This is a genomic window from Streptomyces sp. NPDC005805, from assembly GCF_040630445.1.
Lineage (GTDB): Bacteria > Actinomycetota > Actinomycetes > Streptomycetales > Streptomycetaceae > Streptomyces.
In genome coordinates this window covers 33,429-48,930 of the sequence record NZ_JBEXXN010000058.1, presented here as the reverse complement: position 1 = coordinate 48,930, position 15,502 = coordinate 33,429, and the positions used below count along the sequence as shown (strand labels likewise).

12 protein-coding genes are annotated in these 15,502 nt (G+C 72.8%); 2 read left to right on the top strand and 10 right to left on the bottom strand.

Annotation, left to right across the window (positions count from 1 at the left end):
• Positions 1–401, bottom strand: a 401-nt coding sequence (locus ABZ457_RS25530; RefSeq protein WP_359161509.1) for a carboxyl transferase domain-containing protein, incomplete at its 3' end; no start/stop codon positions are given.
• 261 nt (positions 402–662) lie between these two features.
• A complete protein-coding gene (locus ABZ457_RS25525) occupies positions 663–884 on the bottom strand; it encodes an NPCBM/NEW2 domain-containing protein (RefSeq protein WP_359161506.1) in 222 nt (73 codons plus the stop codon).
• 250 nt (positions 885–1,134) lie between these two features.
• On the opposite strand from ABZ457_RS25525, the gene ABZ457_RS25520 reads away from it, so the two are divergent.
• Together ABZ457_RS25520 and ABZ457_RS25515 are read left to right on the top strand one after the other, a co-directional pair.
• On the top strand, positions 1,135–2,361 hold the full coding sequence (locus ABZ457_RS25520; RefSeq protein ID WP_359161503.1) for a glycoside hydrolase family 64 protein: 1,227 nt from the start codon (positions 1,135–1,137) through the stop codon (positions 2,359–2,361).
• A 238-nt stretch (positions 2,362–2,599) separates the two neighbouring features.
• On the top strand, positions 2,600–3,202 hold the full coding sequence (locus ABZ457_RS25515) for a YceI family protein (RefSeq protein ID WP_359161500.1): 603 nt from the start codon (positions 2,600–2,602) through the stop codon (positions 3,200–3,202).
• A 127-nt stretch (positions 3,203–3,329) separates the two neighbouring features.
• Here ABZ457_RS25515 and ABZ457_RS25510 read toward each other — a convergent pair whose 3' ends face one another.
• The 8 genes from ABZ457_RS25510 to ABZ457_RS25475 all read right to left on the bottom strand — a co-directional run bounded on the left by ABZ457_RS25510 (position 3,330) and on the right by ABZ457_RS25475 (position 15,494).
• On the bottom strand, positions 3,330–4,541 hold the full coding sequence (locus ABZ457_RS25510; RefSeq protein WP_359161497.1) for a S8 family peptidase: 1,212 nt from the start codon (positions 4,539–4,541) through the stop codon (positions 3,330–3,332).
• 173 nt (positions 4,542–4,714) lie between these two features.
• Positions 4,715–6,088, bottom strand: a complete 1,374-nt coding sequence (locus ABZ457_RS25505) for a hypothetical protein (RefSeq protein WP_359161494.1) — start codon at positions 6,086–6,088, stop codon at positions 4,715–4,717.
• Between the two features lie 136 nt (positions 6,089–6,224).
• Positions 6,225–9,338 (bottom strand): glycoside hydrolase family 3 N-terminal domain-containing protein, encoded by a 3,114-nt coding sequence (locus tag ABZ457_RS25500; RefSeq protein ID WP_359161491.1) that lies wholly within the window; start codon positions 9,336–9,338, stop codon positions 6,225–6,227.
• Between the two features lie 295 nt (positions 9,339–9,633).
• On the bottom strand, positions 9,634–11,247 hold the full coding sequence (gene cimA, locus ABZ457_RS25495; protein WP_359161488.1) for a citramalate synthase: 1,614 nt from the start codon (positions 11,245–11,247) through the stop codon (positions 9,634–9,636).
• Between the two features lie 476 nt (positions 11,248–11,723).
• Positions 11,724–12,437, bottom strand: a complete 714-nt coding sequence (locus ABZ457_RS25490) for a putative Ig domain-containing protein (RefSeq protein WP_359161485.1) — start codon at positions 12,435–12,437, stop codon at positions 11,724–11,726.
• A gap of 400 nt (positions 12,438–12,837) precedes the next feature.
• Positions 12,838–13,926 carry a branched-chain amino acid aminotransferase gene (locus ABZ457_RS25485; RefSeq protein ID WP_359161482.1) on the bottom strand — a complete coding sequence of 363 codons (1,089 nt, stop codon included), beginning with the start codon at positions 13,924–13,926 and terminating at the stop codon, positions 12,838–12,840.
• Positions 13,927–14,212: 286 nt separating this feature from the next.
• On the bottom strand, positions 14,213–15,256 hold the full coding sequence (locus tag ABZ457_RS25480) for a 3-isopropylmalate dehydrogenase (RefSeq protein WP_359161479.1): 1,044 nt from the start codon (positions 15,254–15,256) through the stop codon (positions 14,213–14,215).
• A 109-nt stretch (positions 15,257–15,365) separates the two neighbouring features.
• Complete coding sequence (locus ABZ457_RS25475) at positions 15,366–15,494, bottom strand: hypothetical protein (RefSeq protein ID WP_359161476.1); 129 nt, start codon at positions 15,492–15,494, stop codon at positions 15,366–15,368.
• Between the last annotated feature and the right edge of the window lie 8 nt (positions 15,495–15,502).

The following is a 15,502-nucleotide window of genomic DNA, read 5'->3' as shown; positions in this document are numbered from 1 at the left end:
GGCGCGCCCGCCGAGATCGCCATGTCCATGATCTTGTGGATCTTGGTGGCGTGCGCCTCGCCCAGCGCACCGCCGAAGATCCGGAAGTCGTGCGCATAGACGAAGACCGTCCGGCCCTCGACCGTCCCCCACCCGGTGATCACACCATCCGTGTAGGGCTTCTTCGCCTCCAGGCCGAACCCGCTGGCCCGGTGGCGGCGGAGCTGCTCGACCTCCTTGAAGGAACCCTCGTCCAGCAGGAGCTCGATGCGCTCCCGGGCGGTCAGCTTGCCCTTGGCGTGCTGCGCCTCGGTCGCCCGGTCACTCGGGCCGCGCTGCGCCTGCTCGCGCAGTGCGTGCAGCTCGGCGACGCGGCCGCGTGCGTCGGCCGGCTCGCTGGTGGTCTGGTCCAGAACGGTCATGCATCGACCCTACGGATCCGACCAAGAAAACCCCGCCGTCGACTCTGCACAGTCTCGCGACCGTTCTCCTGTCGGCCTCGTACAGAACCGTCCGACGGGGAGCGCCAACCACCAGCTCGGGACCGGTCCGCGTTGTGGAGGTCCGACAACAGGATGGAGATGAGAGCCGGGTCACAGGGGAGCGTCGGGACTCCGCCGCACGGGTTAACAGCGGGTGGAGCACGGGGCTGCGGGCATGCGCCGGCGGCCCCGCGCAGGATGTCAGCCGGAGCAGCGGAAGCGCGCGGCGCCCCGGTCCGCGTGGTCGTTCCCGTTGCCGTCCCCGCCGTCCTCGACGACCGGCTCCACCTGCTCCGCGCCGGTCACGTCGCCGGTCACGTCGGCGGTCAGGGGCCAGCCCGGGTCGGCGGCCCGGAGCACCGGCGAGGCCGCCCGGCGCTCCCCGTCGGCGAGGCCCCGAGAAGGCGACCCGGCCCCGCTCACCGGGCCGGCGGGCTCGGCGGTTCAGCCGGCGGGCAGGTCCGGGGCGAGGGCGAGGCGCTCGGCGGCGGCAAGGGGCGCGGCAGGCCGACAGCCCTCGCGCGTTGGTCCAAGTCACCTGAAGGAGCGTCGACTTGTGAAGACACGGAAATTCTGAGAGCGCTCTCAGTCATAACTCTTGACGCTGCCCCGGAGCCTCGCGAGAGTGGGCTCCACCCCACACAACTCCCCCCACAGCACCAGGAGTCGCATCGTGATATCCCGACGTCTCTTCCTCACCGGTGCCGCGGCGACCGCCACGGCCCTCACCTACCCGGTCTGGGGAAGCGCTCTCAGCCCGCGCGCGGGCGCCGCGCCCGCCACCTGTGAACTCGCCCTGGAGAACAAGTCCCTGCCCGGCACGGTGCATGCCTATGTGACCGGCCACGAGGACGGCTCCGGCGACTGGGTGCTACTCCGCCCGGACGGCGGCGTGTACAAGCCCGCGAACCCCTCGGCCCCGATGAACCCGCTCGCGGTGGACTGCGCCATCCCGCTGAAGCCGGCCGGGGCGGGCCCGGTCACCCTGACCCTGCCGCGCATGTTCGGCGCGCGGGTGTACTTCGTGCGCGACGGCAAGCTGGACTTCTTCGTGAACCCGGGCCCCTCGCTGGTGGAGCCCGCCTTCGCCACGGCGGCGGACGCGAACTACAACAAGACCTGGTCGTTCGCCGAGTTCACGTTCAACTCCCAGCAGCTCTTCGCCAACATCAGCTATGTCGACCTGGTCACCGCCCTGCCCATCGGGCTCGGCCTGGAGGGCGACGGGAACCACACGGTCGCCCCGCTGCCCGACGGCGCGCTGGAGCGGATCGCCGCCGATCTGGAGGCGCAGGCGGCGAGGGACGGCCGGCCCTGGGACAAGCTGGTCCTGCGCGGGGACGGCGGGAGGGTCCTGCGGGCGATCTCCCCGCAGACCCTGATGGCCCCCTACTTCGACCGCCCCGCCGAGATGCCGTTCCGGGACGCCTTCACCGCGTACATCGACCGCGTCTGGGAGAAGTACCGCTCCGAGGACCTGCGGGTGGACCTCCAGGGCGGGCGCGGGGTGCTCGCCGGGCGGGTCAGCGGCGACACGCTCACCTTCGCGGGCGGGCACACCTTCGCCAAGCCGACCTCCCGGGACGTCTTCACCTGCAACCACGGCCCGTTCACCAACAACCCGGCCGACTCGGACGACAAGAAGGCTCTGATCGCCCGGGTCTCGGCCGCGTTCAACCGGAGCACCCTGCTGACCCACCCGGACCAGCCGAACGGCGCGGCCGCCGCGGACTACTACCGGGACGCGTCCACCAACCACTGGTCCCGGATCGTGCACGCCAACTCCCCCATCGGCTACGCCTTCCCCTACGACGACGTGCGCCCCGACGGCCAGCCGGACGTCTCGGGCGCGGCCCACGACGGCAACCCGCGCCGGTTCACGGTGTCCGTGGGGTCCTGACCGGCCACGGCGGACACGGCGAGACGCGCCGAGACACACCGAGACGCCGAGGGCGCCCGTTCCGGGGGGACGGGCGCCCTTTCGCGCGCCCGGGGCGCCGGGGCGGACAGCGCGCGCCCGGCGGGACCCCCCGCACCGAATGGTTGAAAGTTGAAGGGAATGGGTCTAGGGTCGTTTTCGTTGAAGCTTAAACAACACGTCGGGGAGCACCCCGGCACCCGTCCCCGAGGAGCAGATCATGGGCATCTTCAGCCGCAGCACCGCCACCCCCGCCGCCGTCGACCCGGCGCTCGCCGCCCTCTCCGGCGAGTACACGCTGGACCCGGCGCACACCAGCATCGGCTTCACCGTGCGGCACGCGATGGTGACCAATGTGCGCGGCGCGTTCGGCGCCTTCGAGGGCACCCTGAACCTCGACGGCGGCGACCCGGCCCGCTCCACCGCGTCCATCGACGCGGACATCGCCTCCATCGACACCGGTATCGCCGACCGCGACGCCCACCTGCGCGGCGCCGACTTCTTCGACGCCGAGACCTTCCCGAAGATGACCTTCCGGTCCACCTCCGCCGAGCAGCTCGGCGGTGACACCTACCGGATCACGGGCGATCTGACGATCCGGGACGTCACCCGCCCCCTCTCCGTCGACCTGGAGTTCCAGGGCTCGGCCACCGACGTCTACGGCAACGAGCGCGTCGGCTTCGAGGGCGGCGCGGAGATCCTGCGCTCCGAGTGGGGCCTGACCTGGAACGCGGCGCTGGAGACCGGCGGCGTCATGGTGAGCGACAAGGTCAAGCTCACCTTCGACATCTCCGCGATCAAGAAGGCGGACACCGCGGCCTGAGCCCCGGGCTCCGTCACCCCGCGATCCCCTGAGCGCACCCGCCCGGCCTCCCCGGCCCGGGCGGGCGCTCGCGTGTCCCGGCCGGCCCGGGCCCGGAGCGCGGGCTCCGGGCCCGGGTCCCGGTGCGTCACAGACCGCCGGTGTGGAGGAGCCGGTTCGGGGAGCCCGGGTCGACGGTGAGGGTGTTCGGGACGGCGGTGTCGAGGAGCTGGGCCTCGATCGCCTCCGCCGTGGCGGCCGGGGACGCGGCGCGGGCGAGGAGGGCGGCGCCCGCGACGTGCGGGGCGGCCATGGAGGTGCCGTTGAGTGCGGTGCTGCCGCCGCCGAGGCGGGCCGAGACGATGTCGGCACCCGGTGCGTAGAGGGCGAGGCACTCGCCGTGGTTGGAGAAGGAGGTCTCGCGGTCCTCGGCGTCGCTCGCCCCGACGGTGAAGGCGCGGGCGGCGGAGGCCGGCGAGACCCCGCAGGCGTCGATGTCGTCGTTGCCCGCCGCGACCACGGGGACCACCCCGCCGGCCGCGACCCGGTCCAGGGCCGCGTTGACCGTCGGGGAGGCCGGGCCGCCGAGTGAGGCGTTCATGACCGCGGGCTGCCGGGCGTTCTGCGCGATCCAGTCGAGGCCGGCCATGATCCCGGACCAGGTGCCACGGCCCTCGCAGTCCAGTACGCGCACGCTGACCAGGTCCGCCTGGCGCGCCACCCCGTAGGAGGCGCCGCCGACCGTCCCCGCCACATGGGTGCCGTGGCCGTTGCAGTCCGCACCCACCCGGCCGTCGCCGACCGCGTCGAAGCCGAGGCGGGCCCGGCCGCCGAACTCGCTGTGCGCGTAGTCGATGCCGGTGTCGAGGATGTAGCCGGTGGTGCCGGCGCCCGTACCCGCGACGGTGAACTCCTGGTCCAGGGGCAGGTCCTCCTGGTCGATCCGGTCCAGCCCCCAGGAGGCGGCCGGGGCGAGGGCGCGCGGGGCGGCGGGCCCGGTGCCGGTGCCGTCGGAGGTGACCTCCGCGTCCTGCTCCACGGCGGCGACGCCCGGATGCTGCCGGACGGAGTTGAGCTGCTCCGGGGTGAGCCGGGCGGCGAAGCCGCTGAGCACGGAGGAGTAGGTGAAGAGGGAGGTGACCCCCAGCTGCTCCGTCGTCGCCTCGGCGTCGGCGGAGTCGGCGAGGGAGACGATGTACTGGCCGGCGACGGGCGCGCTCGACCGGTACAGGGGGGCGAGGGCGCCCCGGGAGGGGGCCGGTTCGGCGGGGTCGGTGGCGGCGGCGGTCGTCGGACCGGTGGACACGAGGAGCGCGGCGGCGGCCGCGGCGCAGGCGCTGAGCCTGGTGGTGTGGCGCATGCGCACGAGACAAGCACGCTGCGTAGGCGAATACTACTCTCGGTAGCTCTTTCCCGGCACGCCCCCACGGTTGCCGTACAGCCGTGCGGCGGCGTCACCCTGGCCCGGGTGACGCCGCCGGGGCGGGTGCCCTCAGAACCCGCCGTTCGGGGCCCCTTTCGGCAAGCCTCCGCTCAGAACCCTCCGCCGCCGAAGTCTCCGCCGCCGAAGCCGCCACCGCCCCAGTCACCGCCGCCGAAGCCGGACCCGCCGAAGTCCGAGTCGGAGAAGTCGGATCCGGAGACGTCACCGCCGCTCCAGCCGCCGCCGAAGTCACCGCCGCCGTACTCGGCCGCGTAGGCGGGGGTCGCGAGCATATGACCCATCATCGTGCCGACCAGGAGGCCCGGCAGCAGACCGCCGCCGAAGTAGCCGCCCGCCCAGGGGCCGTACGCCGGGCCGGCCTCCCAGTAGGGGCGGCGGCCGGACTCGGTGTCCACGGTGCGCGCCTCGGGGTCGGCGCCCGCCTCGATCCGGGCCTTGTCGGCCGCGCAGGCGGGGACGTCGCGCACGGTGCCGCCGGACGGCGCCCAGGGCACATCGGCCACGGACGGGCCGTGCCGGGGGTCGAAGAAGCAGGGGGCGCGCCGCTCGGGCACGGGCCGGCCCGCGCGGCGGGCGTCGAGGACGGCGAGCGCGTGGCGCCCGTCCTCCAGGGCCTCCGTGACGGGTCGGACGTCCGAGGGGCGTTTCGCCTTGTCCATGCGGGACTTGGCGGTCTCGTAGGAGTCGAGGGCGCCTTCGTAGTCGGTGCGCATGGTGTCGGTGGCGCCCTTCTCGCCCGGGTGGAAGTCCAGGCGTTCCAGCTCCTCGCCGAAGGCGGTGATGTCCTCGTCGACGACGACCCGGAGCCTGGCCAGGGCCTCGGCCTCCTCGCGCTCGCGGCGGCGGCGCCGGGTGCGGGAGACGGTCAGGGCGGCGGTCGTGCCGGCGACGGCGAGGACGCCGAGGCCGATCAGCAGGCCGACGCCGTTGGGCGAGCCGGTCCCGGTCCCGGTCGTGGAGCCGGAGTCCCAGGAGGCGGGTGCGCTGCCGCGGACCTCGGGCAGGGCGCGGTCGACGAAGTCGTTGAGCTGGGTGACGGCGTCGGTCGGGCCGCCGGCCCTGACGGCGGCGCTCAGCTCGCGGACCTGCGGGGTGGGCAGCACCGCGCGGTCGGCGCCGGCGTCGAAGCCGTCGCCGAGGCGGATGCCGTACAGCCCGGTGATGCCGGTCTGCGCCCGCAGGTCGGACAGCAGCCGTTCGGCCGGGAACTGGTCGGTGGCGGGCAGCAGGGCCAGGAACACCGGCTTGTCGGCGTTCTCGATCCGGGTGGCCAGGGCCGCGGCCTCGGACTCGGAGAGCTGTCCTGCCATGGACGGGTGGACGTACACCGGGCCCTGCTTCAGGGCCGCGGCGGCGTCGGAGAGATCCGCGGCCCGGGCGGTGGACGCCGGGGCCAGGATCAGGAGCAGTGCGATCGTCAGCCCCGCGAGGGCCGACACTCGGGTGAACGGCCGTGTCCTCATACATAGACGCTACCCGAACAGGCATCGAACGGGACATAGTCCCAGCTCCCGGGCATCACGGAGGGCACCCGGGGTGGGTGCCGGGGGTGGGTCTCCCGGGCGGCGGGGCGCGCCGCCCGGGAGACCGCCCGGCGGCTCAGGCCGCGCGGTAGGCGGTGATCAGTTTCGCCACCGCGCCCGCCGGGTCGCCGCTCAGCAGCCGGTGGTCGGCCTCGGCGAACGGCTTCGCCACCCGCTCGGTGAGGTCCCGGCCGATGCGCTGCTGGACGATCTGCCGTGCCGTGCCGACCAGTTCCCTGGCCTGCTCGGACCTCCCCCGGCCCGCCGCCTGGAGGACCTTGGCCGCGAGCTGGACCGCCTTCAGGGTCAGCTCGCCGCCGGGGGGCGTCTTCTTCAGGGTGGTCAGGCCCCAGCCGTAGGGGAACTGGGGGTCGTAGGCCGCGTCGCCGACGTTGATCGGCACCTGCGCCTCCGACTTCGGCCAGGTCACCGGGAGCTGCCCGGTGAACGGCCGCTTCCCGTAGAGGACGTCGGCCACGCCGTCGCCCTCGGTGCCCGGCAGCCAGGAGGCGACGAGGGCGTCGATCGCGCCGAGGCGGTCGCCGAGGAGCTGCGGGCGGCCGGAGACGACGAGGACCACGCACTCCATGGCGGCGCAGACCCGGTCCACGGCGGCCTTGTCGGCGGCGCTCAGCTCCAGGTCGTGCCCGTTGCCGACGTCGCCGATGCCCTCCGCGTAGGGGGTCTCGCCGACGACGACCACCCCCACGTCGTAGCCCTCGGTCGCGGTGGAGGCGTCCTCGGAGTACGCGATCTCCGCGTCCGGGGCGGCCTTGCGCAGGCCCTCCAGGATCGTGGTGCCGGGGGTGGTGGCGCCGGAGGCCCCCTGCCAGCTGATGGTCCAGCCGCCGGCCTGGTTGCCGATGTCGTCCGCGTTGGACCCGGCCACGTACACCTTCTGGGAACGCTTCAGCGGCAGCACCCCGCCGTCGTTCTTCAGCAGCACCTGGGACTTGGCGACGGCCTCCCGGGCGACGGCGCGGTGCGCGGGCGAACCGACCGAGTCCAGGTGGGTGGTGTCGGCGTACGGCTTCTCGAAGAGGCCGAGGCGGAACTTCTGGGTGAGGATCCGGGAGACCGCGTCGTCGACGCGGGCGGTGCTGATCCGCCCGGCGGTGACCTCCTCCTTCAGGGTGCGGGTGAAGTCCTGGTAGTTGGTCGGCACCATGATCATGTCCAGGCCGGCGTTGACCGAGGTGCGCACATCGCTCGGGTAGTCGCCGGGGATCTGGTCGATGGCCTGCCAGTCGCTGATGACGAAGCCCTCGAAGCCCATCCGGTCCTTGAGGACCCCGTTGATCATCTCGCCGTGGGCGTGCATCTTCAGCGGGCCCTCGCCGTCACCGGTGATGTCGAGGGAGGAGTAGGAGGGCATGACCGTGCCGGTGCCGCGCTTCACGGCCTCGGCGAACGGCGCGAGGTGCACCTTCTCCAGTTCCTCCCGGCTGACCCGGGTGATGCCCTGGTCGATGGTGTACGAGCCGGTGGTGGAGGAGCCGAACTCGGTGCCGCCGTCGCCGACGAAGTGCTTGGCGCTGGTGAGGACCTTGTCGTTGCGCTTCAGGTCGCGGCCGTCGGGCGCGCCCTGCATCCCGTTGATCACCGTCTCCATGGCGGTGACCAGGGCCGGGTCCTCGCCGAACGCCTCGTAGGAGCGGCCCCAGCGCTCGTCGCGGGTGACGCAGACGCAGGGGGCGAAGTCCCAGGGGATGCCGGTGGCGCGCACCTCCTTGGCGGTGACCGCGCCGGTGCGCTCGGCGGTCCTCGGGTCGCGGCCCGCGCCGATGCCGATGTTGTGCGGCATGATCGTCGCGCCGATGACGTTGTTGTGGCCGTGGACGGCGTCCACGCCGTAGATCAGCGGGATCTGGAAGCGGGTCGCCTGGGCGCGGAGCTGGTAGCCGTCGATCATCTTCGCCCACGCGGCGGGGGTGTTGGGCGCGGGGACCGAGCCGCCGCCGGAGAGCAGGGAGCCGAGATCGTAGGCGGCGATGTCGCCCTGGGAGCGGAGCGCGTTGCGCTCGGCCTGGGTCATCTGGCCGGCCTTCTCGGCGAGGGTCATCCGGGAGAGGAGGTCGGCGACCCGCTTCTTCACGGGCAGCCTGGCGTCGAGGTAGGGCAGGCCGTGGGCGTCGATCACGATCTGCGGGGTCTCGGCGGGGGCCTTGGCTCCGGTGACGGTGAGCTGGAGCGGAATGGTTTCGGCCGCCTCGGCGGAACGATCCTTCTTGGTGGTGACGGAGACCGTGTGCGAGGTGCCGGAGGCGGTGCCGGCCGGGAAGGTGACGGTGCCGGAGACGGGCTCGAAGTCCTTGCCGGGCTCGGCACGGCCGTCCTCGCCGGTGCGGTAGGCGACGGTCACGGGCTCGTCCAGGGGCACGGCGCCGGTCGTGCCGACGGTGATCCTGGCCCGGGCCGTGCCGCCCTCGCCGACCGGGTACACGGCGGCGTCGGTGGTGACGCTCGCCTTGAGGGCGGGGTCGGCCTTCCCGTACAGCTCCAGGCCGTCCATGGCGAAGGTGCCGGGGGCGCCGGGCGGGAGGGTGAGGGCCCAGCCCCACATCTCGTTGAGGCCGAGGATCTGGTCGATCCCGCCGACGGGCTGGTAGTCGGCCCGGTAGACGAAGTCGGCGAAGGGGATCTCGACGAGCTGCCAGCCCTGCCAGTCGTCGGTGAAGGAGGTGGTCCACAGTTCGGAGGCCCCGCCGTGCGCGCCGCCGTCCTTGATCTCGAAGTTGATCCGCTTGCCCGAACCGGGCGGCAGGGGCGCGGTGTTCTGGCCGTACCACCAGAAGCGGAGGCCCTTGGAAGCGGTCCAGTCCTTCGGGGGCTCGTCGACGGCGAACTCGTGGCTGAGGCCGCCCCAGCCGCTGATGTCGTAGCTGCCCTGGAGGACCTTGGCGCCCTCGGGGGCGTCGGCGCGCTCGGCGAACTCCAGCTCCGGGTGGTCGTCGGCGTCGCTGCCCCAGGTGAAGATGCCGTCCGCGGGCGGGTCGGCGAACGGGACCTCACCCTCGAACCGGTCGACGGGCACGGGGGCGGGCTCGTCGGCGGGGGCCGCGGCGGCGGTGCCGGGCAGGGCGCCGGCGAGCAGGGAGGCGAGCACGGCGGTGGCGGCGGCCAGCGCCGTGCCGAGGGTACGCGGCCCGGTCCGGGATCTGACGCGGAATCCGGTGCGGGGGCGGGGCATGACGGCTCCTTCGCGGAGGGTGGCGGTCGTGCGGGACGTCCCGCGCACCGCGCCGCGGACGCCGCACGGATGCGGCGCCGAACCCATCGCGGTACCGGTTCCTGCGGGGTGCGGCGAGTCAACAACCCGCCGATCCCGCCGTCAAGACTTCACACCGAAATCGCGTGGAGTCCAATTCAGTTGGCCGGAACGGGGGTTGTGCCTTCACTTCGTGAATGCGCGGGCCCTTGACGGCCGTTCGTTCCGACAGTTCACCGACACAGCGCACCGCCCCCGCGCAACTCCCCCGCCGCCGCTACTCCGTGGGCTCGATGCCCGCCCGCAGCAGCCCGTAGGTGTACGCGTCCTCCAGCGCCTGCCAGGAGGCGGCGATGATGTTGTCCGCGACGCCGACGGTGGACCACTCGGCCGTGCCGTCCCCCGTGGAGATCAGCACACGGGTGGTGGAGCCGGTGCCGTGGCCGCCCTCCAGGATGCGGACCTTGTAGTCGATCAGCTCCAGCTTGGCGAGCTGCGGGTAGATCTTCTCCAGGCCGACGCGCAGCGCCTGGTCGAGGGCGTTGACCGGGCCGTTGCCCTCGGCGGTGGCGAGGATGCGCTCGCCCTTGGCCCAGAGCTTGACCGTGGCCTCGTTGGCGTGGGTGCCGTCGGGGCGGTCCTCGACGATCACCCGCCAGGACTCGGTGCGGAAGTAGCGGCGGGCGCGGCCCTCGGCCTCGGCGCGGAGCAGCAGTTCGAAGGAGGCGTCGGCGGCCTCGTAGGTGTAGCCCGCCAGTTCGCGTTCCTTGACGCGCTCGACGACCCGGCCGACCAGTTCGCGGTCGTCGCCGAGGTCGATGCCCAGTTCCTTGCCCTTGAGCTCGATCGAGGCGCGGCCGGCCATGTCGGAGACCAGCATCCGCATGGTGTTGCCGACCTGCTCGGGGTCGATGTGCTGGTAGAGGTCCGGGTCCACCTTGATCGCGGAGGCGTGCAGTCCGGCCTTGTGGGCGAAGGCGGAGACACCCACATAGGGCTGGTGGGTGGAGGGCGTGAGGTTGACAACCTCGGCGATGGCGTGCGAGATCCGGGTCGTCTCGGCGAGGGCGCCCTCGGGCAGGACCCGCTTGCCGTACTTCAGCTCCAGGGCGGCGACCACCGGGAAGAGGTTGGCGTTGCCGACCCGCTCGCCGTAGCCGTTGGCGGTGCACTGGACATGGGTGGCGCCCGCGTCGACGGCGGCGAGGGTGTTGGCGACGGCGCAGCCGGTGTCGTCCTGGGCGTGGATGCCGATGCGGGCGCCGGTGTCGGCGATGACGGTGGCGACGACGGCCTGCACCTGGGCGGGCAGCATCCCGCCGTTGGTGTCGCAGAGGACGACGACGTCGGCGCCGGCCTCGTACGCGGTGCCGACCACGGCCTTCGCGTAGGCAGGGTTGGCCTTGTAGCCGTCGAAGAAGTGCTCGCAGTCGACGAACACCCGGCGGCCGTGCTCGCGCAGATGGGCGACGGTGTCCCGGACCATCTCCAGGTTCTCGTCGAGGGTGGTGCGCAGGGCCAGCTCGACATGCCGGTCGTGCGCTTTGGCGACCAGGGTGACCACCGGGGCCCCGGAGTCCAGGAGCGCCTTGACCTGCGGGTCCTCGGCGGCGCTGCCCCCGGCCCGGCGGGTGGCGCCGAAGGCGACGAGCTGCGCGTGGCGGAAGGTGATCTCGCGCCGGGCGCGGGCGAAGAACTCGGTGTCCCGCGGGTTGGCGCCGGGCCAGCCGCCCTCGATGAAGCCCACACCGAAGTCGTCCAGGTGCCGGGCGATGGTCAGCTTGTCCGCGACCGTGAGGTTGATCCCCTCGCGCTGCGCGCCGTCGCGCAGGGTGGTGTCGAAGACGTGGAAACTGTCGTCGACCTGCGTGGCCTGGTCGTTGGTGGTCATGCCGTCCTGACTCCTGTCGGATGAGTGGCTCCGGAATGATGGCTCCACTTGCCCCCGTCGCCGCGCGCCGCTCGTCCGGCCGTGGTGGGGCCGCAAAACGAAAAGACCCCTCGCGGGTGCGAGAGGTCTGCGCGCGGGTCTGGGGCACGGTGCCCGCCGTCCGCGGGATTGCTGTCCACGGTTTCAGCGGTCACTGCGGACCGGCGCGCTGCTGCCGATAATCATGGCGAACGAGAGCACGAAGGCAGTCTGCCACAGCCGGGCCCCGCCGTGGACCACGGTCTCACGATGCGGGCGGCGGGCGGGGCCGGGGTCTCGGGGCCCGGGCCCCGAAGAGCCGGGACCGGAGGCCGGGGCCAGGGCCCGGGTGGGGCCCAGGGGCCCGGGTCTCGGGACTCGGGCCGGCCCGGCAGGCGGGCGGCCCGGTCAGCATCCGCTGACCGGGCCGCCCGAGAACGGTGGTGCGGTCCTGTGCGTCAGATGGTGCAGCCGGGTCCGGTCAGCGGGCGGACGCAGACGTTCAGGCCGGCGCCGCCGTTGTTGGTGTTGATGCCGGGGCCGCCGTCGAGGACGTCGAGGCCGTTGCCGCCGAAGAGGGCGTCGTTGCCGTTGCCGCCGGTGAGGACGTCGGCGCCGTCCCCGCCCTCGATGCGGTCGTTGCCGTCGCCACCGGAGATCTTGTCGTTTCCGGTGCCGCCGCACAGGAGGTCGTTGCCGCCGCGGCCGTCGATGACGTCGCTGCCGCCGAGGCCGAAGATCACATCGTCACCGGGGGTGCCGATCAGGACGTTGGGGAGGTTGTTGCCGACGATCGTGGGGGTCGCGGTGGCGCAGGTGAGCGCGGGGGCCGCACCCACGGTGATCTGGAAGTCACGGGTGATCGGGGTGACGTTCGGGTCCGGGTCGGTCGCCTCCACGGTGAAGTCGTAGGTGCCGGTGGTGGTCGGGGTGCCGGAGATGACGCCGGTCGCGGGGTCCAGGTTCAGGCCGGGCGGCAGGGTGCCGCCGGTGACCGCGAAGGTGGGGGCTCCGGAGCCGCCCGAGGTCTGGAGGGTGGTGGAGTACAGGGTGCCCACGGTGGCGTTCGGCAGCGGGCTGGTGGTCACCCAGGCGAGGTCCTGGACGGTGTAGGTGAAGACGAGGGTCGGGCGGGTGGACGCGGGGGCCGCGGTCGCCACGGCGTTGGTCACGCCCGTCGGCGAGGCGTAGGAACTGCCCGCTCCGCCGGCGCCGGAACCACCGGCGCCGCCGTACCAGCCGCCGCCTCCGCCGCCACCGCCGACGCCGGAGCTGCCCGCGCCGCCCTGCGCGAGGGCGCCGCTGTTGCCGGTCCCGATCGCGAGACCCGCGGTGCTGCCGGCGCCTCCGCCGCCCGGGCCCGAGTTGGCCCGGCTGCCGCCGCCGCCACCGCCCGCGGTGTACGCGGCGGCGCCGCGGCTCGATCACCGCCCACTGACCATCCGTCAACGACGTGTCATAGGCGGGCTTGCACGTGCAGACACACATGACGGTGATCTTCGCGAACTCTCAGACCGCGAAGATCACCACCGTCGACTACAAGCAGCAGTTGATCAATTACCCAACACTTTCTCAGGCCAGGCGGTGCGTCCAGCCGTGGACGTCCTCCGCCTTGCCCGTCTGGATGTCCAGCAGCGCCTTGCGGAGCTTGAGGGTGACCTCGCCGGGCTCGCCGCCCGACTGCCGCCACTCGCCCCGCGCGGACTTGACCGTGCCGACCGGGGTGATCACGGCCGCGGTGCCGCAGGCGAAGACCTCCTTGAGGGTGCCGTTCTCCGTGTCGGCCTGCCACTGGTCGATGGAGACGCGGCCCTCCTCGGAGCGGTGGCCGAGGTCCTCGGCGAGCTTGAGCAGGGAGTCACGGGTGATGCCGGCGAGCAGCGAACCGGTCAGCTCGGGGGTGACGATCCGGTCCTCGTAGACGAAGTACAGGTTCATGCCGCCCAGTTCCTCGACCCACTTGTGCTCCACGGCGTCGAGGTAGGCGACCTGGTCGCAGCCCTTCTGCGCGGCCTCGGCCTGGGCGAGCAGGGAGGCCGCGTAGTTGCCGCCGGTCTTGGCGTCGCCCACGCCGCCGGGCACGGCGCGGACCCGGTCCTCGGAGAGCCAGATGGAGACCGGCTTGACGCCGCCGGGGAAGTACGCGCCGGCGGGCGAGGCGATCACCAGGAAGAGGTACTCGTTCGCAGGGCGGATCCCCAGGCCGACCTCGGTGGCGATCATGAACGGGCGCAGATACAGCGACTCCTCGCCGCCGTGCGCCGGGACCCAGGCGCTGTCCTGACGGGCCAGCGCGTCGCAGGCGCCGATGAACAGGTCGACCGGCAGCTCGGGCATGGCCATTCGGCGGGCGGACGCCTGGAAGCGCCTGGCGTTGGCCTCGGGGCGGAAGGTGGCGACCGAGCCGTCCGGACGGCGGTACGCCTTCAGCCCCTCGAAGATCTCCTGCCCGTAGTGCAGCGTCAGGTTGGCCGGGTCGATCGACAGCGGCGCGTACGGGACGAGCTCGGCGTCGTGCCAGCCGCGGCCCTCGGTCCACTTGATCGTCACCATGTGGTCGGTGAAGTGGCGGCCGAAACCGGGGTTGGCCAGGATCGTCTCGCGCTCCGCGTCGGACAGGGGGTGCGAGGAGGGCTTGAGCTCGATCGTGGGCGTCGTCATGAGTGGATGTCCTTCACCGTTGGTAGTGACGGACCGCGCTCACGCCGACTGGTGCTCGGACGTCCGAGCACCACCGTGCGCCACGGCCCACGTTCGATTATCGCGCGCGTGGGACCGGGGGCGGAACAGCGTGCCGGAGCGGGGCAGCGTGGTGCGGTCCGGGTTCGATGGTGGCACCCGGGGCCGCACAGGAGAAGCCGCCGGGCGCGGTGGGGATGCGACCCGGCGGCGGGCGGGGGCTGCCGTTCGGGCGGCCCCCGGTGTCTGGTGTGTCGGAACCGGCGGGTCAGCTCGCCACGCGTACCGCGAGCGCGTCGCCGATCTCGTCCGTGGTGCGGACCGTGTCGGGGGTGCGTTCCGCGAGGTCGGCGGCGACCGCCTGCTCGACCCGGACGGCCTCCGCCTCGTGGCCCAGGTGGCGCAGGAGCAGGGCGACGGAGAGGACGGTGGCCGTGGGGTCGGCCTTGCCGGTGCCGGCGATGTCGGGGGCCGAGCCGTGGACGGGCTCGAACATCGACGGGAAGGCGCCGGTCGGGTTGATGTTGCCGGACGCGGCCAGGCCGATGCCGCCGGTCACGGCCGCGGCGAGGTCGGTGAGGATGTCGCCGAAGAGGTTGTCGGTGACGATGACGTCGAAGCGCTCGGGCTGGGTGACGAAGAAGATCGTCGCGGCGTCGACGTGCAGATAGTCGGTGGTGACCTCGGGGTACTCGCGGCCGACCCGGTCGAAGACGTTCTTCCACAGGTGGCCCGCGTACACGAGGACGTTGTTCTTGTGGACGAGGGTCAGCTTCTTGCGGGGGCGGGCGTTGGCGCGCTCGTACGCGTCCCGGACCACGCGCTCCACACCGTGGGCGGTGTTGAGGCTGACCTCGGTGGCGACCTCGTGCTCGGTGCCGGTGCGCAGCGAGCCGCCGTTGCCCGTGTAGGGGCCTTCGGTGCCCTCGCGGACGACGACGAAGTCGATGTCCGGGCGGCCGGCGAGCGGGGTCGCCGTATTGGGGAACAGCTTCGACGGACGCAGGTTGACGTAGTGGTCGAAGGCGAAGCGGAGCTTCAGGAGCAGGCCGCGCTCCAGGACGCCGGAGGGGACCGTCGGGTCGCCGATGGCGCCGAGCAGGATCGCGTCGTGGCCCTTGAGCGACTCCAGTTCGGCGTCGGGCAGGGTCTCCCCCGTCCGGTGCCAGCGCTGGGCGCCGAGGTCGTACTCCTTGGTCTCCAGCTTCACGTCCTGCGGGAGGACGGCGGAGAGGACCTTCAGGCCCTGGGCCACGACTTCCTTGCCGATGCCGTCACCGGGGACCACTGCGAGATTGATGCTGCGAGACATGACGGCACCCTACTCCGCGTCCCATGGATTGACATGAGGCGTCCACGATGCGGACTCGCGGGCGGCTCGCGCCGGGGTCGGGCCCCGGCGCGCGGGGCGGAAGGCCGGCTCAGTGGCCGGTCTCGCCGCCGTTGTCACGGCGGTCGAGCGCGCGCTGCAGCGCGGCGGCGGCGTTCCTGCGGTCGTCCTCGGTGGTGCGGGGGGCACGGCGGACGCGGTGGACGGTCTCAGCGGACATGGTGATCG